Origin of the sequence: Streptosporangium sp. NPDC087985, from assembly GCF_044741965.1 — a bacterium.
Classification (GTDB): Bacteria; Actinomycetota; Actinomycetes; order Streptosporangiales; family Streptosporangiaceae; genus Streptosporangium.
Genome location: NZ_JBIUTQ010000030.1, coordinates 1 through 19,431, shown reverse-complemented (window position 1 = coordinate 19,431; position 19,431 = coordinate 1). Strand labels below are relative to the sequence as shown.

21 protein-coding genes are annotated in these 19,431 nt (G+C 69.7%); 15 read left to right on the top strand and 6 right to left on the bottom strand.

Annotation, left to right across the window (positions count from 1 at the left end; all coding sequences use genetic code 11):
* Positions 1 to 150 precede the first annotated feature (150 nt).
* Together ACIN94_RS31035 and ACIN94_RS31030 are read left to right on the top strand one after the other, a co-directional pair.
* A complete protein-coding gene (locus ACIN94_RS31035) occupies positions 151 to 501 on the top strand; it encodes a glutaredoxin domain-containing protein (protein ID WP_400713955.1) in 351 nt (116 codons plus the stop codon).
* Between the two features lie 221 nt (positions 502 to 722).
* Positions 723 to 1,739 (top strand): NAD-dependent epimerase/dehydratase family protein, encoded by a 1,017-nt coding sequence (locus tag ACIN94_RS31030; RefSeq protein ID WP_400713952.1) that lies wholly within the window; start codon positions 723 to 725, stop codon positions 1,737 to 1,739.
* On the opposite strand, the gene ACIN94_RS31025 is transcribed toward ACIN94_RS31030, so the two are convergent.
* On the bottom strand, positions 1,712 to 3,013 hold the full coding sequence (locus tag ACIN94_RS31025) for a hypothetical protein (RefSeq protein WP_400713949.1): 1,302 nt from the start codon (positions 3,011 to 3,013) through the stop codon (positions 1,712 to 1,714). The two genes, ACIN94_RS31030 and ACIN94_RS31025, sit on opposite strands and share 28 nt — an antisense overlap.
* A 113-nt stretch (positions 3,014 to 3,126) precedes the next feature.
* On the opposite strand from ACIN94_RS31025, the gene ACIN94_RS31020 reads away from it, so the two are divergent.
* The 8 genes from ACIN94_RS31020 to nfi all read left to right on the top strand — a co-directional run bounded on the left by ACIN94_RS31020 (position 3,127) and on the right by nfi (position 10,502).
* Positions 3,127 to 3,792, top strand: coding sequence for a glycosyltransferase family 2 protein (locus ACIN94_RS31020; protein WP_400713946.1), 666 nt, complete (start codon positions 3,127 to 3,129; stop codon positions 3,790 to 3,792).
* The gene (locus tag ACIN94_RS31015) at positions 3,789 to 4,469 is read left to right on the top strand and encodes a TIGR04282 family arsenosugar biosynthesis glycosyltransferase (RefSeq protein ID WP_400713944.1); all 681 of its coding nucleotides are present in this window, start codon (positions 3,789 to 3,791) and stop codon (positions 4,467 to 4,469) included. The genes ACIN94_RS31020 and ACIN94_RS31015 overlap by 4 nt, the downstream gene beginning before the upstream one ends.
* A 347-nt stretch (positions 4,470 to 4,816) precedes the next feature.
* Positions 4,817 to 5,386, top strand: coding sequence for a methyltransferase domain-containing protein (locus ACIN94_RS31010; protein ID WP_400713941.1), 570 nt, complete (start codon positions 4,817 to 4,819; stop codon positions 5,384 to 5,386).
* A 141-nt stretch (positions 5,387 to 5,527) separates the two neighbouring features.
* On the top strand, positions 5,528 to 6,856 hold the full coding sequence (locus ACIN94_RS31005; RefSeq protein ID WP_400713938.1) for a molybdopterin-dependent oxidoreductase: 1,329 nt from the start codon (positions 5,528 to 5,530) through the stop codon (positions 6,854 to 6,856).
* Positions 6,820 to 7,275, top strand: coding sequence for a hypothetical protein (locus tag ACIN94_RS31000; protein WP_400713935.1), 456 nt, complete (start codon positions 6,820 to 6,822; stop codon positions 7,273 to 7,275). The genes ACIN94_RS31005 and ACIN94_RS31000 overlap by 37 nt, the downstream gene beginning before the upstream one ends.
* Positions 7,272 to 9,077 (top strand): glycoside hydrolase family 15 protein, encoded by a 1,806-nt coding sequence (locus ACIN94_RS30995; RefSeq protein ID WP_400713932.1) that lies wholly within the window; start codon positions 7,272 to 7,274, stop codon positions 9,075 to 9,077. The genes ACIN94_RS31000 and ACIN94_RS30995 overlap by 4 nt, the downstream gene beginning before the upstream one ends.
* Before the next feature lie 114 nt (positions 9,078 to 9,191).
* Positions 9,192 to 9,764, top strand: coding sequence for a GNAT family N-acetyltransferase (locus ACIN94_RS30990; RefSeq protein WP_400713929.1), 573 nt, complete (start codon positions 9,192 to 9,194; stop codon positions 9,762 to 9,764).
* An 87-nt stretch (positions 9,765 to 9,851) separates the two neighbouring features.
* Positions 9,852 to 10,502 carry a deoxyribonuclease V gene (gene nfi / locus ACIN94_RS30985; protein WP_400713926.1) on the top strand — a complete coding sequence of 217 codons (651 nt, stop codon included), beginning with the start codon at positions 9,852 to 9,854 and terminating at the stop codon, positions 10,500 to 10,502.
* Positions 10,503 to 10,566: 64 nt separating this feature from the next.
* Here nfi and ACIN94_RS30980 read toward each other — a convergent pair whose 3' ends face one another.
* Positions 10,567 to 10,977 carry a hypothetical protein gene (locus ACIN94_RS30980; RefSeq protein ID WP_400713923.1) on the bottom strand — a complete coding sequence of 137 codons (411 nt, stop codon included), beginning with the start codon at positions 10,975 to 10,977 and terminating at the stop codon, positions 10,567 to 10,569.
* 191 nt (positions 10,978 to 11,168) lie between these two features.
* A complete protein-coding gene (locus ACIN94_RS30975) occupies positions 11,169 to 11,558 on the bottom strand; it encodes a hypothetical protein (protein WP_400713920.1) in 390 nt (129 codons plus the stop codon).
* A gap of 44 nt (positions 11,559 to 11,602) precedes the next feature.
* On the opposite strand from ACIN94_RS30975, the gene ACIN94_RS30970 reads away from it, so the two are divergent.
* The 4 genes from ACIN94_RS30970 (at position 11,603) to ACIN94_RS30955 (ending at position 13,814) form a co-directional block, all read left to right on the top strand.
* Positions 11,603 to 11,956: a hypothetical protein gene (locus ACIN94_RS30970; protein WP_400713917.1), complete on the top strand. Its 354-nt coding sequence runs from the start codon at positions 11,603 to 11,605 to the stop codon at positions 11,954 to 11,956.
* Positions 11,953 to 12,471: a SigE family RNA polymerase sigma factor gene (locus ACIN94_RS30965; RefSeq protein ID WP_400713914.1), complete on the top strand. Its 519-nt coding sequence runs from the start codon at positions 11,953 to 11,955 to the stop codon at positions 12,469 to 12,471. Before ACIN94_RS30970 ends, ACIN94_RS30965 begins: the two co-directional genes overlap by 4 nt.
* A complete protein-coding gene (locus ACIN94_RS30960) occupies positions 12,468 to 13,565 on the top strand; it encodes a hypothetical protein (RefSeq protein ID WP_400713911.1) in 1,098 nt (365 codons plus the stop codon). Before ACIN94_RS30965 ends, ACIN94_RS30960 begins: the two co-directional genes overlap by 4 nt.
* Before the next feature lie 84 nt (positions 13,566 to 13,649).
* Entirely contained in the window at positions 13,650 to 13,814 is a 165-nt protein-coding gene (locus ACIN94_RS30955) for a hypothetical protein (RefSeq protein WP_400713908.1), read from the top strand.
* 179 nt (positions 13,815 to 13,993) lie between these two features.
* Here the strand turns inward: ACIN94_RS30955 and ACIN94_RS30950 are convergent, their stop codons facing one another.
* Together ACIN94_RS30950 and ACIN94_RS30945 are read right to left on the bottom strand one after the other, a co-directional pair.
* Entirely contained in the window at positions 13,994 to 14,794 is an 801-nt protein-coding gene (locus tag ACIN94_RS30950) for a phosphatase PAP2 family protein (RefSeq protein ID WP_400713905.1), read from the bottom strand.
* Between the two features lie 185 nt (positions 14,795 to 14,979).
* On the bottom strand, positions 14,980 to 16,971 hold the full coding sequence (locus tag ACIN94_RS30945; protein WP_400713902.1) for a glycosyl hydrolase family 28-related protein: 1,992 nt from the start codon (positions 16,969 to 16,971) through the stop codon (positions 14,980 to 14,982).
* A 411-nt stretch (positions 16,972 to 17,382) separates the two neighbouring features.
* Here ACIN94_RS30945 and ACIN94_RS30940 point away from each other — a divergent pair, with 411 nt between their 5' ends.
* The gene (locus ACIN94_RS30940) at positions 17,383 to 18,189 is read left to right on the top strand and encodes a neutral zinc metallopeptidase (protein ID WP_400713899.1); all 807 of its coding nucleotides are present in this window, start codon (positions 17,383 to 17,385) and stop codon (positions 18,187 to 18,189) included.
* A gap of 47 nt (positions 18,190 to 18,236) precedes the next feature.
* On the opposite strand, the gene ACIN94_RS30935 is transcribed toward ACIN94_RS30940, so the two are convergent.
* A complete protein-coding gene (locus ACIN94_RS30935; protein ID WP_400713896.1) occupies positions 18,237 to 19,283 on the bottom strand; it encodes a class I SAM-dependent methyltransferase in 1,047 nt (348 codons plus the stop codon).
* Between the last annotated feature and the right edge of the window lie 148 nt (positions 19,284 to 19,431).

Sequence of the window (19,431 nt, the reverse complement as noted above, 5' to 3'; positions counted from 1 at the left end):
CGCCAGATCCCATGGCGAACCGTCGATAACCGAAGGGCGGGGTCTCCACGCCGGAGGCAGAAGATCGGTGGGAGATGAGAAGTGCCCAGAGGGTGGACTTGAGATACTTCCCTCATGTCCCCCACGCATTACCTCCTCATCATCGCATCCGTGTTGCTGATCCTCACGAACCTGCCTCGGCGGGACCGAGCGACGTCGTACCGGAACGCCGACCATAAGGGCGTGGTCGTCTACTGGCGGCCCGGTTGCACGTACTGCATGAAGCTACGCACGCGCCTGCGCTTCACGCGGTTGCGCTACAGCGAAGTCAACATCTGGGCAGATCCCGAGGCGGCGGCGTTCGTCCGCTCGGTCGCGGACGGGAACGAGACCGTACCAACCGTGACCGTGGCTGGAAAGGCGATGGTGAACCCGTCGAAGAGTCGGCTGTTTGAAGCGATCAAGACACACACCCCGCACCTGACGCCCGGCACCGGGAAACCGGCCGGAGAACGTGACTGACGGAGCGGGATCTTGACGTCGGATCCCCACTGCCGGGAGAACTTATTGATCTTCACGTAATCGGCCGCCGCGTGACGGCGGGGTCGGCGCCGGATGCCTCAGCCAGTGGTGGGAGGTCACCTTCTCGGCGGAGGGGCACGGCCGGCCGTGCTTCTTACGGGTCTCGAACGGGCGCGCGGCCTGTCGTCACAGGGAGCGATCCACCGCCTACGCTCGGCGGGATGAGGATATTGCTGACCGGCGCGGCCGGATTCATCGGAAGCCATGTCGCCGAGGCGTTGGAAGAGGCCGGGCACGAGGTGGTCGGGCTCGACGTGAGGGCCGGGGACGATGTGCGTAACGTCGCGGTTGTGGACCAGCTGCTGCCCGGCGTGGACGCCGTCGTGCACCAGGCGGCCAAGGTGGGGCTCGGCGTCGATGTCGCGGACCTGCCCGACTACGCTTCGGCGAACGTGTACGGCACCGCCGTGCTGCTGGCCGCGATGGCCCGGCACGATGTCCGGCGGCTGGTGCTGGCCTCCTCGATGGTGGTCTACGGCGAGGGCGCCTACAACTGCGCCCGGCACGGCCGGGTGCGCCCCGGCGCGCGCACCGCCGCCGACCTGGCCGAGGGCCTGTTCGAACCCCGCTGTCCCGGATGCGCCGCGCCATTGACGCCCGCCCCGATCGGGGAGGACGCCCCGGCGGATCCGCGCAACGCGTACGCCACCACCAAGCTCGCTCAGGAGCACCTGGCGGCCAACTGGGCGCGGGAGACCGGTGGCACGGCGGTCGCGTTGCGCTACCACAACGTCTACGGACCCGGGATGCCCAGGGACACCCCCTACTCGGGGGTGGCGGCGATCTTCCGGTCGGCGCTGGAGGCCGGACGGGCGCCCCAGGTGTTCGAGGACGGCGGGCAGCGGCGCGACTTCGTGCACGTCCGCGATGTCGCCCAGGCCAACCTGGTGGCGCTGGACAGCGGCATGGGGGGAACCCTCGTCGCGTACAACATCGCCAGCGGGGAGCCGCACACGGTCGGCGAGATGGCCCAGGCGCTGGCGGCGGAGCGTGGCGGCCCGGAACCGGTCGTCACCGGGGCGTACCGGCTCGGCGACGTCCGGCACATCGTGGCCGCGCCGGACCGGGCGGCCGTGGAACTGGGGTTCCAGGCGCGGATCGGGTTCGCCGAGGGCATGAAGGAGTTCGCCGCCGCGTCCCTGGGTGATATTCACCAGGGGGAGGCGACCAGCGCCTGAAGCAGCAGGCCAGTGACCGCTTGGGCGGCGAGCATACGGCCGGGCGCGAGGGCCGCGACCGGGCCGATCCACAGGGCGAAGGGCACCCAGATGCGCTCCACCTCGCCGCGGGTCACCCCGCTGACGTCCAGGGCGAGCACCGCCAGCAGCGCAGCGGCCACGACAAGGGCGACGGCGTCCCGGTCATGGGCCGCCCGTACCAGCCCCACGGCGGCGGCCGGGCCGGCGAGCAGGGCGAGCACCGCCAGGTTCGCCACCAGGAAGTACAGGTAGGGCCGGGCCGCTCCCGGATCGGCCACCCACTCCGCGTGGGTGGCCACCACCCCGGCCGGCCACAGGAAGCCCCCTGCCGCGAACGCGGCCGTCACCGCCGCGGCCCCGGCCGCCGCCGCGGTCACCGCCGGGCGCGGCAGCCGGACGAGCACGGCGAGGACCACCGGTATGAGCAGGTACGGCACCATCCCGTAGCTCAGGTACGGCAGCGCCCCCAGCAGCACTCCCCCGGCAGCCGCGAAACAGGTCCGCGCCCTGGTGCTCCGGCCGAGCACGAGCAGCGCGACGCCCCACGCGCCCACCCCCGCGAAGAACGCGTCCATGGTGGTGGCGATCCACACTGAGGCAGGGGTGAGCACCAGGTAGGGCAGTGCCCGCCGGGCGGCCTCCTCCCCGGCCAGGCGGCGCACGGTCAGGCCGATCGCCACCGTGGCCGCGCAGCCTACGGCGACCACCAGAAGCGCCGCCGCCAGCGGGCCTGGCAGTCCGGCTGCGGAAAGCGCCCACACCACCAGCACCGGAAGCGGTGGATGGCCGCGTACGTGCGTCGGGTACTCCGGCAGCCGCTCGGTGAAGCCCGCCAGCCAGCCCAGCGGGTCGTGCCCCACCTCGGGCAGCACCGCGAGGTACTCCTCCCGGTGGGTGAACGGCGCCGCGAGCCCGTCGGCCGAGATCGCCAGCAGTACCGTCCACGCCAGGGCGGAGCCGTACGAGATGAGCAATGCCCGGCCGAAGCCGCCCCCGGCGACCAGCCGGGGCAGGGCCCGCACGGCGATGGCCGCGAAGAGCGCGGCCGGCAGCAGCGTGACCGTGAGCACCCGGAAGTGGGCGTGCAGGGGCGGTAGATGATCGATGGTGAGGAGGCCGAGGCCATGCAGGACCGCGCCCACCGCGAAAGACCCGGTGACCAGCAGCATCCATACGACGAGCGCGGTCCGCTCCCGCCGCCCGCCTGTCCCGGCGACAGCGCCCGGGTGGATGTCCCCCGCCGTCCTGCTCATCCACCGGCCCGATCTTCAACCACCCTCCAACATTAGATCTGGACTGGGGTCTCTCGAGCGCACATCACCGTTTCGTAAGTGTTGCCTGGTGCCTGCTGGCCTAAGGTCCCCCCATGGAGATCGATGTGGTGCTGCCCTGCCTGGACGAGGAGGCCGCGCTGCCATGGGTGCTCACCCGCATGCCGCCGGGCTACCGGCCCATCGTGGTGGACAACGGTTCGACCGACGACTCCGTGCGGATCGCCACCGGGCTCGGCGCGCGCGTGGTGGTCGAGCCACAGCGCGGGTTCGGCGCCGCCTGCCACGCCGGGCTGCTGGCCGCGACCTCGGAGGTGGTCTGCTTCATGGACGCCGACGCCTCGCTCGACCCGTCGCGGCTGCCCGAGGTGGCCGGCCCGGTCCTGGAGGGGCGGAGCGACCTGGTGCTCGGCCGGCGGGTGCCGGAGGCCGGTGCGTGGCCCGCGCACGCCAGGGTCGCCAACGCCGTACTGGCCTGGCAGCTGCGTCGGCGCACCGGCGCCCGGTTGCGTGATCTCGGCCCGATGCGCGCCGCCCGGCGCGCCGACCTCGCCGGGCTCGGTCTGCGTGACCGCAGGTTCGGCTACCCCCTGGAGATGGCGCTGCGCGCCGCCGCGGCCGGTTGGCGGATCAGCGAGGTGGACGTCGACTATCTGCGCCGGGCGGGCCGGTCCAAGGTGACCGGCACGGTGCGTGGCACCGTACGGGCGATCGGCGACATGCGGCGGATCATGGCCGAGGCCAGGAGGGAGACGGCGTGACCCAGGTCCTGGTCATCGCCAAGGAGCCGGTGGCCGGCCGGGTCAAGACAAGGCTCAGCCCGCCGTTCACCCCCGGCCAGAGTGCCCGCCTGGCGGCAGCCGCCCTGGAGGACACGCTGCACGCCGTCGCCGCCACCCCGGTGAAGCACCGGGTGCTCGCCCTGGACGGGCTCCCCGGCAGCTGGCTGCCCAACGGCTTCACGGTGATCCCGCAACGCGGTGACGGCCTGGACGAGCGGCTCGCATCGGCTTTCGCCGACGCCCACCGGCTGAACCCGGTACCGACCCTGCTCATCGGCATGGACACCCCGCAGGTCACCCCGGACCTGCTCCAGGCTGCCGCTGGCGCGCTGGCCGGGCACGACGCGGTGTTCGGCCCGGCCACCGACGGCGGCTTCTGGCTGCTCGGCCTTCGCCGCCCGGACCCGGCACTGCTGCTCGGCGTGCCCATGTCGCACTCCCGGACCGGAGCCGCCCAGTTGGAGCGGCTGACCACGGCCGGGCTGAGTGTGGCGACCCTGCCTCACCTGAACGACATCGACACGACCGAGGACGCCTTCCAGGTCGCGGCCCAGGTGCCCGGATCCCGGTTCGCCGCAGCGCTCGGGGCGATGCAGGTGACCGATCGTCGTGCGTACAGTCCGGGGTCGGCTCGCCGTTGGCCTGCGCCACATTAACCTCGGCTATTCAGCTTTTGCGTTTGTTCGTTTGTTTTCACCATCGTATTGCGATGATCTATAGCTTCTTGACGTAACTTCCATGCGGCGCGTGAAGAAGTATTCGGTGCTGCCGATCCGCCATTTCCAGATATTTATACCGGCGTGTCATGTCACAGATCCGTAAGAGCTGAGACGCGCCTGTCGCTGTAACGTCGCAGTGTGATCAGCATGCTGTCGAACATAAACGGGCATATGTCGAAATCGCATATTGCCCAGTACTCCAGAGCTTCCGTCGCGAGACTTCGCGAAGGCGGGGACGCTAGGTGATCGGTGCCTTCTACGAGGACTCTCTCAAGGGAGAGGAAGTGGACATCGAGTATTCCGACGGCCGAATGCGGCCTCTTGCCGCTGAACGCTGGTTCGGGCCGATCGAGGGAGACTGCCGCCTGTTGGCCCGCTGCGACGGGCCGACCCTCGACGTCGGTTCGGGGCCTGGCCGTTTGACCGTCGCGCTCAAACGGATGGGCGTTCCGGCCCTCGGAATCGACATCAATCCGCTGGCCGTCCGGCTCACGCGTCGCGCCGGCGGCCTGGCCCTGCGCAGAAGTGTCTTCGACCCTCTGCCCCTGACCGGCCGATGGTCGCAGGCGCTACTCGCCGACGGGAACATCGGCATCGGCGGTGATCCGGCGGCCCTCCTGCTGCGCCTCCGCGAGCTGGTGCGTCCTGGTGGCACTGTCATCGCCGAACTGGCCGAGCCAGGATCACCGAGCAGGGTGGAGCAGGTACGGCTCCGCCGGGGCGAACGCGCCGGCGAGTGGTTCGCGTGGGCGACCGTCTCCGCCAACGACATCGGCCCGATCGCCCGGCGATGCGGGTTCCCCTCCGCTGACCACTGGAACGAGGCGGGACGATGCTTCGCCACCCTGTCCTAGAGAAGGGCCCTTTGCCGGACAGACATCGTATTCGGTGAAAAGCGTGAGGTGGCACGGCATTTGAAATCGGCACACGCGGTAAGGACAACCAGCAAAACGGCCTGGCGCGTCCGACATGGACGCGGAATTCGGGGGTGATCAGTGTCGGACGCGTCACGCGAGCGCCGGAAAGCCCGAGTCGCACGCGTACGGGAATGGCTACGAGGGCAGGGCCGGCCACCGGGCCCGTTCCGGCCCGAGTTCTGGCGCAGCCCGCTCCGCGGCCCATGGCTGACCTCCGTGTTCGGCCTGGTGCTGCTGGTGGGACTCCCGATCGTGGCCATCACCGGCCTGGTGTCCTACGCCGCCTACGATCCCGGACTCCCGGGCAACGACATCACCCCGGATAAGGGACTGCTGGGCTTCTACCTCTTCGACTGGCCCACCAACCCGCTCTGGCTCTACCGCGTCACCCAGGGAGTGCATGTCACCCTCGGACTGACGCTGGTGCCGATCCTGCTGGCCAAACTGTGGTCGGTGATCCCCAAGCTGTTCGTCTGGCCACCGGCCCGCTCCCCGGCACAGCTGCTGGAGCGGGCCAGCCTGCTGCTCCTGGTCGGCGGCGCGGTGTTCGAGTTCGTCACCGGCATCCTCAACATCCAGCTCTTCTACGTCTTCCCGTTCTCCTTCTACCCGGCGCACCTGTATGGCGCCTGGATCTTCCTTGTCGCTCTGGTGGTCCACATCGCCCTCAAGCTCCCCCGGCTGGTCACCGCCTTGCGGTCCCGCGGTTTCCGCCGGGAAATGCGCACATCCCTGCGTGACACGCGGCCCGAGCCACCCGATCCCGACGGCCTGGTCGCCGCCGCGCCCGCGCCGCCGTCCCTGTCACGCCGCGGGCTGCTCGCCTTCGTCGGCGGCGGCTCGCTGACCGTGTTCGGCCTGTCCGTCGGCCAGACGATGGACGGCCCGATCCGCTCCACGGCACTCCTGGCCCCGCACGGGCGCGACCACGGCCCCGGCCCCAACGACTTCCCGGTGAACAAGACGGCGGCGAGCGTGGGCGTCGTCACCGCCCAGACCGGCCCGGACTGGCGGCTGACGTTGGTGGGAGCCCGCCTGGTACGGCTGTCGCGCCAGGACCTGCTGTCCCTGCCGCTGCACACCTACCGGCTGCCGATCGCCTGCGTGGAGGGATGGTCGACCGAACAGGCGTGGACCGGCGTACGGCTGACCGACCTGGCCCGGTTGTGCGGGGCGCCGGGCGACGTCGGCGTCCACGTCCGCTCCCTGCAACAGGGCGGCGTCTTCAGCCACGTGTCGCTGAGCGCAGGACAGGCGGCCGATCCCCGTTCCCTGCTGGCCCTGCGGGTCAACGGCGCCGACCTGTCCCTGGACCACGGGTTCCCCGCCCGGATCATGGTGCCCAACGCCCCCGGCGTACACAACACGAAATGGGTCCGCGAACTCGACTTCCGGACGCCGTCGTGAACCGCTACGGCGCCGCCCCGTGGCACCTGGCCGCCCTGGTCGCCTGCTTCGTGGTGGCCCTCTACGCCTTCACCCGGGTCATCGCCGCCGGCATCGTGCTGGGATTCGTGCTGTGGTTCGTCGGAGCCGCGATCCTCCACGACTTCATCGTCCTGCCCCTCTACTCCCTGGCCGACACCAGGCTGCAACGCCCACGACGCCGGTGGCCGCCGGTCAACTACGTGCGGGTACCGGCAGGACTGTCCGGGCTGCTGCTGCTCATCTGGTTCCCGCTCATCCTGCGCGCCTCCGAGCACAACTACCGGAAGGCGACCGGGCTGAGCACCGACCCCTACCTCGGCCGGTGGCTGCTGATCACGTGCGTGCTCTTCGCCGGGTCGGCGCTCCTGTACGCGATACGCCGCCGGGCCGGTCGATGAGCCAACGAGCGATCGGTGACCACGCCCTGCTGTCGGACTGCCGCTCGGCCGCCCTGGTCACCTCCGAGGGTTCGGTGGACTGGCTGTGCCTGCCACGCTTCGACAGTCCGGCGATCTTCGCCCGGTTGCTCGACGAGGACGCGGGCCACTGGTTCATCGGCCCGGACTGCCCGGCCGAGGTCACTCGCCGCTACATCGGGCAGACCCTGGTACTGGAGACCACCTTCCACACCCGAAGCGGCACCCTGATTCTGCTCGACGCGCTCGCCCTGGGCAAGCGCGAACGCGTCCACACGCTGGGCGCGTCATCGCCAGGGCTGCTGTTGCGCCAGGTGACCTGTGTCGCGGGCAGCGTACCCGTGACCATGGTCTACGCGCCGCGGCCGGAGTTCGGTCTCGTCCAGCCACTCATGCAGCTCGTACGCGGTGGGCTGATCGCGCGGGGCGGCGCCACCGTGCTCACCCTGTCCAGCCCGGTCGAACTGCGGGTGAACGGCTCGACCGCGGCTGCCACCTTCGCCCTGCGCGCAGGGCAGAGCCTCGGCCTGGCGCTCCAGGCCGGATGGGCGTGGGCCCAGGACCCGCCGTGCCGGAGCACGCGGCAGGTGCGGCGGCGGATCAAGGACACCATCGCGGGCTGGCGCTCCTGGTCCCGCGCGCACGCGACCTATCAGGGCCCGTGGCGCGAACAGGTGCAGCACAGCGGCCGGGTGCTCCGGGCGATGACCTACGCTCCCACCGGAGCCATCGTGGCCGCGGCCACCACCTCGCTGCCCGAGACCGTCGGCGGTGAGCGTAACTGGGACTACCGCTTCACCTGGGTCCGGGATGCCAGCTTCACCCTGCAGGCCCTGTCCACCGCCGCCTGCGAGAAAGAGGAGACCGCGTTCTTCACCTTCCTCGCCCGCGCCTCCGCCACCCGGCTCGACCGTGACGCGGACCTGCAGATCATGTACGGCATCGGCGGCGAACGCGACCTCAGCGAACGGCTACTGCCCCACCTGACCGGCTGGCGGGGCAGCGCCCCGGTCCGGGTCGGCAACGACGCCTGGCGCCAGTACCAGCTCGACGTCTACGGCGAACTGCTGGACGCGGCGTACCAGACCTACTGTGACATCGGCCCGTTCGATCCTCTCGTCCGCACCATGCTGGCCACCGTGGCCGAGACCGCCGCCCGCCGCTGGCGGGAACCGGACCAGAGCCTGTGGGAGGTACGGAGCTCCAGCCGCCACTTCACACACTCCAAGCTGATGTGCTGGGTGGGCCTGGACCGGGCCATCGCCCTCGCTCCCCTGCTGGGGGCCGAACACAGGGTCGCCGACTGGTCGCGCACCCGGGAGGAGATCCGCACCGCGATCCTGAAGCAGGCCTGGAACGAACAGGCCGGCAGCTTCACCCAGACGTTCGGCGGCACCGACCTCGACGCCGCCCTCCTGATGATCCCCCTTGTCGGGTTCCTCAGCGCGGATGATCCCCGGGTGCGCTCCACCGTGCACGCCGTGGCCACCCAGCTCACCGGCGCCCGAGGACTGGTACACCGCTACCGCACCACCGACGGGCTCCCCGGGCAGGAGGGCACGTTCCTGCTGTGCACCTTCTGGCTCGCGCACGCCCTGGCGCTGTCCGGAGACGACGCGGCGGCCAGGAGAACCTTCGAGATCGCCGCGTCCCACGCCAACGACGTCGGCCTGCTCGCGGAGGAGGTCGACTCGGCCACGGGCGAGCCCCTCGGCAACTTCCCGCAGGCCCTCAGCCACATCGGCCTGATCAACGCCGCCCACGCCATCGGCGGCATCAGGTGAGGTGGCGCAGCCACAGGTACGGCGTCACCAAAGCCACGGTGACGACGGTGACGATCAGGCCGTACGCTGAATCCGAGACGCACGGCCCTCTCCTCGGTTGTCCATAATCAGCGCATGCAGATCTTCCTGGAGACCGACCGCCTGACCCTGCGCCGCTTCACCGAGGCCGACGAGGACAACCTGTTCGAACTCAACGGTGACCCCGAGGTCATGCGTTTCCTCAACGGGGGCAGGCCGACTCCCCGCGACGAGATCCGGAACGAGGTCCTGCCGGCGTTTCTCGGCTACTACGAGCGGTTCGACGGGTTCGGCTTCTGGGCTGCCGTGGAGAGGTTCACCGGGCAGTTCCTGGGCTGGTTCCACTTCCGGCCGCGGGAGGACGGCGAGATCGAGCTTGGCTACCGGCTACGTAGGTCCGCCTGGGGCAAGGGCTACGCCACCGAGGGGTCGCGCGCGCTGATCCGCAAAGGCTTCACGGAACTCGGCGTGGAGCGTGTGGTCGCGGAGACCATGGCGGTCAATCTCGGCTCCCGGCGCGTGATGGAGAAGTCCGGCCTGACCTTCGTGCGCACCTTCCATCAGGACTGGCCGGACCTTATCGAGGGTTCCGAGCACGGAGAAGTCGAGTACGCGCTGACCAGAGCCGACTGGCAGGGAGCCAACTTCTGTCAAGGTGGCTCAGAGTGAAGGACGGGCCGGTCTGCCCAGGTCTGCCCCCAGGCTGAGGCTGAGGTGCTCCGGGGTTTCCGGACAGCCGTGTATAGGCTCTCCCCCGTGAACTCACCCTGGCCGACCACGATCGCCGAGGCCGAAGCCGTCCAGGAGCGACTGCGTCCGCTGGTGGATCTGACCGACCCGGGCCCGGAGCAGGTGGAGTTCGTCGCCGGCCTGGACGTCGGCTACACCACCGGCAACGATCAGCTGACCGGAGCCGTCGTCGTCCTCGACACCGCCACGCTCCAGATCGTCGACCAGGCGGTGGTCCGCGGGCGCGCCCGCTTCCCCTACGTGCCGGGCCTGTTCGCCTTCCGCGAGCTGCCGCCGCTGCTGGCCGCCCTGGAGAACCTGCGCATCGCCCCGGAGCTGCTGGTCTGCGACGGGTACGGCCTGGCCCACCCACGCCGCTTCGGCCTGGCCTGCCATCTGGGCGTGCTGACCGGCCTGCCCACCCTGGGCGTGGCCAAGACCCCGTTCGTCGGTCACCACGACACCCCCGCCCCCGGACGCGGGGCCTGGAGTCCCATCCATCTCGACGGCGAGCTGGTCGGCCGCGCGCTACGCACCCGCGACGGCGTCAGACCGGTCTACGTCTCCCAGGGCCACCGCATCAGCCTCGACAACGCCTGCGCCCATGTCCTGCGGCTGACCCCGCGCTACCGGCTACCCGAGCCGATCCGCCAGGCCGACCACCTCTCCCGCACCTGACCCCGCCTGTCCAAACAGCCAATCGACCACCGGTCGCGGGCCGTAGCCCGTGCCCGCGACAGGGTCAGCCGCAGTGCTCCCAGGGGCTCTCGTACCACTGGCCGCTGTAGGAGCCGCCCCACATGATGCACTTGCCCGGTGCCTTGACCTTGACCGGGCCGGCGTAATAGCCGAAGTAGCCCGAGTTCACCACCCTCGGCGAGCCGTACACCTGCACCACCGCACTCACCCAGGCGCTGTTGCCCACGTAGGAACCCTGCTTCCAGGTGACCACGCAGTTGGTGGAGCCGTTGTAGAGCAGATAGATGGTGGCGTACGACCCCAGTGCCTTGCTGTCGATGACGTGGTAGCTGCCGCCGCCGCAGGCCTCTATCGGCGACGACGCCGCCACGGCCGGGCTGCTCAGAGCGACGGACGCCGCCAGTGTGGCCGCCATGCCGAGCGCAAAGGTCGCACTTCGCTTGATATCGCCCATTCGGGGATGCCTCCTCGTTATCTTCACTGTGATGATCAAGAGTAGGCGAAACGCCCGGACGGCGCCGAGCGATCAGAACATTGACGCCTGTCACCGATCCGGAGGCTGGCGAGTGGAGCACCCTGGTCAGTCCCGAACGCGACGTCGACCTGCAGGACGTCCACGGCATCAACGCCGCCGACGTCCGACACTTATCCGAACTCTTCAACGCGACCTGCTCTGAGTCGCTTGACCGCGGTAACCACAGCGGCGGCGACCGACACTGTGAGGCAGATCAGCAGGGCTGGGGAGACGAACGAAGGAACGAGATCGAGCGAGTAGCCGTCCTCCCACCGGCAGACGGCGCTTGGCGGGAAGAATCGGTCGTCGAGCCGGATGAAGGGTGGTAGCCCTGGCCCGTCGGGATAGCCGAATCGCGAGTTGACGCAAGTGTGGTAGTCGTTCTCCAGGCTCAGCATCGAAAACATCCCAAGCAGGTAGAGCGCCACGGACAGTGCCGCAGACAGGCCTGAGATACGGACCCAGCCTGTGGGGCGCCGCTTGGATGCCTCATGAAGCTCCTGCTTGCGCGCCTTGGGCATCCCGCTGGTTCCCCTCTACTGTGATCTTCGGTCCTGACGTACTCTTGCGAGCTGTCCCCGACCTCTTCCTGACCTACGAGTTCCAACGGCTCGGCGTTACCGCGCCACTCCGCCACGTCCTCGGCGTATACACCATGGTCGTCACCGCCTCCGAACGGCAAGAGCTGGACCTCGCCGCCACCCTGCTCGGAGGTGACCGGCTCCCCGCCCAGTACGGCGTGGCGTACATGGGAGCACCGGACCACATCACTTACGAGCCCTACGCCGACCCCGGCAACCCGCCCCGCACGGCGATCGTCGAGGGGCGGTGGGGCGGCCCCGCTGCGAAGAAAGAGAAAGGACTACAACCATTCGCCCGACAGGTCGCGTTGGGAACGGGCGAGAGGAGATCATTTTGAATCACCACGACGGCTTCCGCGAGTTCGTGCTCGCCCGCCAGCAGGCGCTGATGCGGACCGCTTACTTACTCACGGGAGACGCCCACCTCGCCGAGGACCTGCTGCAGAGCGTCCTGATCAAGGTCGTGAGGCAGTGGCCCAAGCTGTCCAGGGGCGGCAATCCGGAGGCGTACACGCGCAAGGCGCTGGTCAACCAGTACATCTCCTGGTGGCGCCGGCCACGCCCCGAGTTCCCGAGCGCCGACCCGCCAGAACACGGCGCCTCCCACGAGGAGGCCGCACTCGACCGGATCGTGCTGCGCCAGGCGCTGGCCAAGCTGACGCCCAAGCAGCGTGCCGTGATCGTGCTGCGCTTCTGGGAAGACCTCACCGAGACGCAGGCGGCCGAGGCGCTCGGTTGCTCGGTAGGCACCGTCAAGAGCCAGGCCCATCACGCGCTGGCCCGCCTGCGCACGCTCGCGCCCGAGCTGACGCACCTGCTGTCCGATTCCGAGATCAAGGAGGTGGCCCGATGACGAGGCTGCGTGAGGCGCTGGACGGTATCGCCAACGAGGCCCCCTTGGTGAACCTGGCTGACCTGGCCATCGCCAGCCACCGGCGCAGGCGGCGCACCACCCTGACGCTGACCGCCATCGCGGCGGTCGCGGTGCTCGGCGTGGCGACGGCGACTGTGGCACTGCCGGGGCCGCGCGGCGACGACACGGCCACACCGCAGAGTGTGGACACTGTGCCCGACCTGCCCGATGGCAGGGTGGGGTCGCTCAGCCACGCGTACCAGACGCCCTGCAAGGTCGACCCGGAGTGGCGGTCACTCGACTGCAGCGCTGTCGAGTGGCGGGTGGTCACCCGCACAGGCACGACCTACCGGGTGCCGCAGGCGCTCGTCAGGAACCCCAAGGACCGGCGTGTACCCATCGCGATCAGCCGGGACGGGCGCATGCTCGCCTACTACAGCCGTCAGGCCCAGGCGCACGTGGTCCGCGACCTGATGAGCGGCTCCGAGGTGACCTCCTCCGTCACGGTGAAGGAGGAACGGATCGGCATAGGCTCCATGCTTGTGGTCTCCGATGACGGCCGCTACGTGGTCTTCGACCCGCGAGAGGGGAGCAAGGAGCCCGGGGTGCTGATCGACATGCGGACCGGGAAGACGGTGTCGGTGAACGGCAAGTTCGAGACGGTCAGCATCAAGGACGGCGTCGCCGCGCTGGTCCGGTACGTCAAGACCGACCTGTGGCTGATGCCGGTCACCGGTGGAGGCGCGCCGGTGCGCTTCGACGGCGTGTTCATCATGTTCAGCGAGCTCGCCCCGGACGGCCGCACGGTGGCCGCCTTTGAGATGCGGGACATCAAGAAGCTCACGCTCACCCTTCTCGACGCCAAGACCGGGCGAACCCTGCGGAAGGTTGCCATCCGCGGCTTGCCGAAGGACGGCGGCGTCTCCAACACTTCCCTCTGGCGGAGCGGATCCGAGGTCACGATCGTCTACCAGGACAGGGAATTCATGAGCACCTACGCGGTCGACGTCAACACTGGACAGGCCCGGCAGCTGGCCCACTACCCCAGCAAGCTCACGCAACTGATCCTGCCTGGAGTCGCGGGCAACGGATAGCACCGAAACGCCGGTGGTCAGCTGAATCCGGGACGTACTGAGGTGCTCAGGAGATTCCGGACAGTCGTGTATAGGCTCTCCCCCGTGAACTCACCCTGGCCAACCACGATCGCCGAGGCCGAAGCCGTCCAGGAGCGACTGCGTCCGCTGGTGGACCTGACCGACTCGGGCCCGGATGTCCTACGGCTGACCCCGCACTACCGGCTACCCGAGCCGATCCGCCAAGCCGACCACCTCTCCCGCACCTGATCCCACCTGCCCGGACAGCCGATCGGCTCCCGGTCGCGGACCGTAGCCGGTGTCCGCGACCGGCTCGCCCGTAATCCTCGCGGGCCTGGCGCGTATCAAGGACGGAATGGAGATCATCCGTCCCGGCATCGTGTGGCAGGAGAAACTACGACTGGAGATGGAGTAGGCGAAGGTGGCGGTTACCAGCCGGGGCCCGTGTCGGCTCGGTCCTTGTCCTCCTGGTCGGGGGCGGCCATGCGGTGGCGGCCGTGGTGACTCCCGAGACCGGGGTCGGTCCGGTACAGGCGCCCGAGCAGCGGTGTCACCAGCCGCGTCGCCGTCGGCGTGAGCGCGAGCAGCACCGCCACCACCACGCTGGTGGCGAGGATCACGCCGGCGAGCACGTCGTGCGGGTAGTGGACCCCCACCAGCACCCGCAGCAGCGCCGCCGCCACGGCCAGCGGCAGCGTCACCGCGGCGAGGCGCGGACGCAGTACGGCCAGCCCGACCGCGATTCCGGCGGCCAGGGTGGCGTGGTTGCTCGGAAACGACCAGTCCCCCAGCACGGGACACTCCGCGATCGCCGCTCCGGCTCCCTGCACCACCCGGCAGGGCCGTTCCTCGTGCACCACCACCTTCACCGCCTCACTGACCGTGTAGGCGGCAACGGTGCCGATGCCGATCATGACGGTTGCGGCGACACCGTGCACGTCCCTGCGGCGCAGGGCCATCCACCACACCAGGACAAGCAGCAGCCCGAGGACCACCAGGGTGCCCTCCGTGGCCAGTTTCATAGCCGCGCTCGCCCACGACGGGGCGTCCGCCATCGCCTCGGTCACCGACCGGTACGCGGATGCCGAAACCCCGTCCACGACCTTCGCCGGACCGGCCCCGCCCGTCCCCTCAGGCGAGAGCCAGGCGATGGCTCCGGCCCCCACGCCCAGCGATACGGTCGAGCCCAGCAGCCGACGGCTGGAGTTGTTCGGAGCGTCAGTTTTCATAGCCTCTGATCATAGGAATGACGGCGGCCGGAAACCTAAATGAACGACAGGTAAATGAACGGCGAGGCCGTTGGCTCCGGGCGGCACGGTCCCCCGCTCAGCCCTTCCTCCGTCGGCTGCCCGGGATTTTCCCGGGCAGCCGACCAGGCGGAGCGGCGACGTCTACGGCGCGCCCCGGCGGAGGATCACCACGGGGACGGCGCCGGCGGCGCGACGACCGGCGGACGGTCGTCGCAGGTGATGGTGTTCGGCAGTTCCCACGGGGCGAGCCAGGGCCCGGTGGTGCCGCCCCCGTCGTTGCCGCCGAGGTCGGTCAGCGAGAACTCCGAGCCGGTGGACGGGAAGTTGAACGACCCGCAGTTGTTGACGCCGACCGCGCCGACGTTGCGAGCGTCCACGTTCTCGAAGGACGCCGACCCCTTGACGCGAGCGCTGACCACCGAGGTGCCCGTGCCGTCGACCCTGATGTCCTTGAAGCGGACGTTCGTGATCGAGTACAGGTCCTTCACCGGCCAGTCGCTGACCAGCATGATCGCGTTGTAGGTGTTGTCGAGGAAGTGGTCCCCGACCACCTGGATGTCCGCGTCGATGTTCTTCTCGAGCGCGTAGAACCAGATGGCTCCCAGGCCGATGTTCCAGTTCAGCTCGTAGGTGCCGGCCCGGACCGTGGTGTTGTCGGTGATCCGCAGGCGCCCGGTGAACGCCTCGGCGCCGAAGCGGGACCCGACCTGGATGGCGCTGCCCTCACGGATCGGGTCGGCGATGAGGTTGTTGGAGACGGTGTTGTCCGTGCCGCCGTAGATGGCGATGCCGTTCGCGAGGACCGGCGTCTGCACGGTGTTGTGGTCGAACGTGTTGCCGGCGTTGGCGGTGTTCTCCGACCACATGGCGAGGCCGTCGTCACCCGAGTTGCGGATGAAGTTGTTCGACACGACCGAGTTGGTGACGCCGGTGTGGAAGTTGAGACCGTCGGCGATCTGGTCGACGATGACGTTGCCGGTGATCCGCAGGTTGGTCATCGGTCCGTCGAACCACATGCCCACCTTGGTGTGGCGGATGTGGAGGCCGTCGATGGTCGAGTTGCTCATCGCCCCGCCGACGCCGTTCACCTGGTCGGTGTCGATGCGCTCGCGGACGTCACCCTCGATCGCGAAGCCGGACAGGTGGACGTTGCTGCTGCCGCCGGCCGAGGCGTCCTTGCCGTAGAAGCCGACGCCGGTGTGCACCGAGCCGTCGGGGGCCGGGGTGCCGAGGGCGACCTCGCGGCCCTTGATGATCGTGTACCAGCTGCCGGCGCCCTCGATCGTCACGTCGTCGACGATGATGTGGCGGTTCACCTGGTAGGTGCCCGGCGGGATGTAGACCTTGAGGTGGTTTCGCTTCGCGAAAGCGATCGCCCTGTCGAACGCGTCGGCGGAGTCGCGCCGGCCGAGCGGGTCGGCGCCGAACGCCAGCACGTTCGCCGCGACGAGCCTGAGGTGCGGCGCCCCGACGAGCTCGGAGTCGAGCAGGTCGATGACCGTCCACGCGGCGTTGCTCCCGGCGGGGACCGTGAGCCGTACCTTGTCACCCGCGCGGTACGTCCTGCCGAGCAGGAGGCGTTGTTCGTCGTAGAAGTGGCTCGGGCGGAACGGCTTGGTGATCGTCGGGGCCGGCGTCGTGGCGGCGGGCACGCAGGCGCACTCGGTGATCCACCAGTCGGGGTGCAGCAGGCCGGCATTCGGGTCGTTGGAGAACGGATACTGGTTGTACAGCCACGCGTACTGCGACGTGAGGGTCATGGCCTTCCTGGCCCCGCCGTTCACCGTGACGTTGAGTGGCGCGGTGATGCCGCCGCCGCCCGGCGCGTCCGGGATGCTGTAGCGGACGGTGATGGCGTTGGCCGCGCCTGGCAGCGTGAACTCGACGTACTGTCCCGGCGTCAGCTTGACCGCCTTACGGCCGGACGCCTCCGCCGGCAGCGTGTACGCGGTACGGTCCGGGCCGATGATCGTGCCGTCCGTCGCGGCGTTCTCCGCCTCCTGCTCGGCGAAGCCGACACTGGCGCCGCGGCCCGCGACGAGCGACGGGCCGAGGGCGGCGCGCGTCACCACGGGGGTCGAGACGCCGGCCGCGCCTGTGCCGGCAACGGCCGTTCCGCCGAGCACGGCGCTGAGACCGACGGTGGCCGCGGTCACCGCCGCGACCGTCGCCGCTGCCCTTCCCGGTGGTCTGCTGGACCACCTCGCTACAGCTCCTGTGATGCTCCGTGACATCGCATGCTCGTTTCTCTCGGGGGGTGAACATCTGAAGACGCTCGGGAGGTGCGGACGCCATGAGGGTGAGGTGACAGTAGGACTCCCGTAGCCCGCTCCACAAGGCCCATGTGAAATAGTTTCGTAACCTTGCTCTCCAGCTACGGCTCACTCTTGGATTCTTGCGTCGACTGCCGCGAGTCGTTGCGCGGTTTCCGCAACACGCGGGTGGTCGCGGGGCGGAGCGGACGAGGGCATCCGGGAGTTCCGCGACGAGAGTCGTCACGTGTTCCCGAGCCTCGGCCGCCGGCGCCGCCTCAGCTCAACGGGTGAGGAGCTCTAAGCTGTCCGACCATGCGCTTCCCCCCGCCCGGCGCCGATTCCCGGCGACCTCTCCGACGCCTGACCGGCTTCGCCCGGTGGACCCTCCTGGTGACCGTGTGCCTTACCGTCCTGCCGGCCGGAGCCGCGCAGGCCGCTCCGGCCAAGAGCCCGTTGCTGACGACCGGCAGGCTGGCGGCCACCTCGTGCCCGGAACCGCCGCTCATCGACGGAGGCATGCCGCGGACGCGCGAGTACCTGACGGCGGTAATGAAATGCCTGAATAAATCCTGGTCCGCCCACCTCGCCCAGGCCGGGCTGAGGTTCCGCACGCCCACGGTCCGCCTGTACGGAGAACCCGCCGAGCGCGTCTGCGGAGTACGCTGGCCCGCCAACGCGGCGGCCTTCTACTGCACGGAACGGGCCACGCTGGTGTTCCCGCTCACCGGCGGCTGGATCGAGGACCGGACCGACCTGTACCCCCTCAAGGTGGTGGCCCACGAATACGGCCACCACCTGCAGAGCCTCACCGGCGTCAGAGCCGGTTACGAGGCCCGCGTCCACTCCGACCACACCCACCAGGCCGAGCTCGGCCGCCGCTACGAACTTCAGGCGGACTGCCTGTCAGGCGTGTTCCTGGGCAGCGTACGACGCTCCCTGTCCCGTACCGAGCAGGACTGGGAGGCGCTGTCCGACGTGCTCCGCGCCAGCGGCGACGACGCCGACCACCGCACCCACGGCACCGGCGCCAACCGGGTCAGCTGGTTCAAGCGCGGCTACCGCGCGGTCTCCCCCGCCGCCTGCGACACCTGGACCGCCCCGCCGTCCCACGTGTCCTGACCCGCAGGACCCGCAGGGCCGGTAGGTGTCTCAGGTGAGCGGACGTCCTACGGCTTCAGCTCCAGCACCAGGTTGAACGGGGTGGCGGTGGCCTGACGGGTCCGGGTGAACCCCGCCTGCCGGGCCACCTCGAACAGCCGCTCCTGACCGGCCTGCGCGCCCAGCGCCTCGGCGCCGCCCTGGGCGAGCGCGTTGGGTACGCAGATCGTGGCCGAGGCGTTGAAGAAGAGCCGGCCCACCGGGTTGAGGTCGTCCGGCAGCCGGCCGTACGCGAACGGCTCGACCAGCAGCACGGTGCCGTCGGGCGCCAGGGCGGAGCGCACATGCCGCAGCGCGGCGGCGGGGTCTCCCATGTCGTGCAGGCAGTCGAACAGGCACACCAGGTCGTAGCCGGTTCCGGGGTAGTCGTCGGCGTAGGCCGTCTCGAAACTCACCCGGTCCGACACCCCGGCCTCGGCGGCCAGTCCGCGGGCCCGCACGATCGAGGCCTCGTGGGGGTCGAAACCGGTGAAATACGCGTCCGGGTACGCCTGTGCCAGCACCACGGTCGAGGTGCCGTGCCCGCAGCCGACGTCGGCCACCCGGGCACCGCCGGCCAGCTTTTCCTGGACGCCGGAGAGCGCGGGGATCCAGCTGCTCTGCAGGTGGGCGGCGTACCCGGGGCGGAAGAACCGCTCGGTGCCGTTGAACAGCGCCGGGTCGTGGCCGGGCCAGGCCAGGTCCTTGTCGCCCCGGTAGGCGTCCACGAGCTTGGCCTCGTCGCGGTAGACGGAGGAGATCACTTCGGCGAGCCCGGTCATGAACACCGCGCTGGACTCGTCGGCGAACACCGTCGCCTGCTCCTCGGTCAGCGTGTAGGCACCGTCTGCGTAGGAGACGTATCCGGCGGCGGCCTGGGCCGCGAGCCATTCGGCGACGAGCCGCTCACCGGTACCGGTGCGCCGGGCCAGTTCACCGGCGCTGAGCGGGCCCGCCCCCACCATCGCCCGCCACAGGCCCAGCCGGTCGCCGAGCACGACCGTCGCCGCTCCGAACGCGGCCCCCATGTCGAGCACGACCTGATCCACGAGCTCCTGAAGCCTGGCCTCATCCATGGGAGCCTCCTGTCAGCTTCTCAGCCCTGAAGGACTGAGCTTGCAGCTCCTCGCCGTCGGTGGCTTCGACGGTTTGGTCCGCGTCAGGCAGCGTGACTCACTGCCCAGCTTGTGACACCGCGTGCGGCGATGTTACGAGCTGCGTTGA

Bases quoted from the DNA above. Each gene is read 5' to 3' on its own strand.
- ACIN94_RS31030 (WP_400713952.1), top strand. From the start codon at position 723: ATGAGGATATTGCTGACCGGCGCGGCCGGATTCATCGGAAGCCATGTC.
- ACIN94_RS31025 (WP_400713949.1), bottom strand. From the start codon at position 3,013: ATGAGCAGGACGGCGGGGGACATCCACCCGGGCGCTGTCGCCGGGACA.
- ACIN94_RS31020 (WP_400713946.1), top strand. From the start codon at position 3,127: ATGGAGATCGATGTGGTGCTGCCCTGCCTGGACGAGGAGGCCGCGCTG.
- ACIN94_RS31000 (WP_400713935.1), top strand. From the start codon at position 6,820: ATGGGTCCGCGAACTCGACTTCCGGACGCCGTCGTGAACCGCTACGGC.
- ACIN94_RS30995 (WP_400713932.1), top strand. From the start codon at position 7,272: ATGAGCCAACGAGCGATCGGTGACCACGCCCTGCTGTCGGACTGCCGC.
- ACIN94_RS30990 (WP_400713929.1), top strand. From the start codon at position 9,192: ATGCAGATCTTCCTGGAGACCGACCGCCTGACCCTGCGCCGCTTCACC.
- ACIN94_RS30980 (WP_400713923.1), bottom strand. From the start codon at position 10,977: ATGGGCGATATCAAGCGAAGTGCGACCTTTGCGCTCGGCATGGCGGCC.
- ACIN94_RS30975 (WP_400713920.1), bottom strand. From the start codon at position 11,558: ATGCCCAAGGCGCGCAAGCAGGAGCTTCATGAGGCATCCAAGCGGCGC.
- ACIN94_RS30960 (WP_400713911.1), top strand. From the start codon at position 12,468: ATGACGAGGCTGCGTGAGGCGCTGGACGGTATCGCCAACGAGGCCCCC.
- ACIN94_RS30950 (WP_400713905.1), bottom strand. From the start codon at position 14,794: ATGAAAACTGACGCTCCGAACAACTCCAGCCGTCGGCTGCTGGGCTCG.
- ACIN94_RS30940 (WP_400713899.1), top strand. From the start codon at position 17,383: ATGCGCTTCCCCCCGCCCGGCGCCGATTCCCGGCGACCTCTCCGACGC.
- ACIN94_RS30935 (WP_400713896.1), bottom strand. From the start codon at position 19,283: ATGGATGAGGCCAGGCTTCAGGAGCTCGTGGATCAGGTCGTGCTCGAC.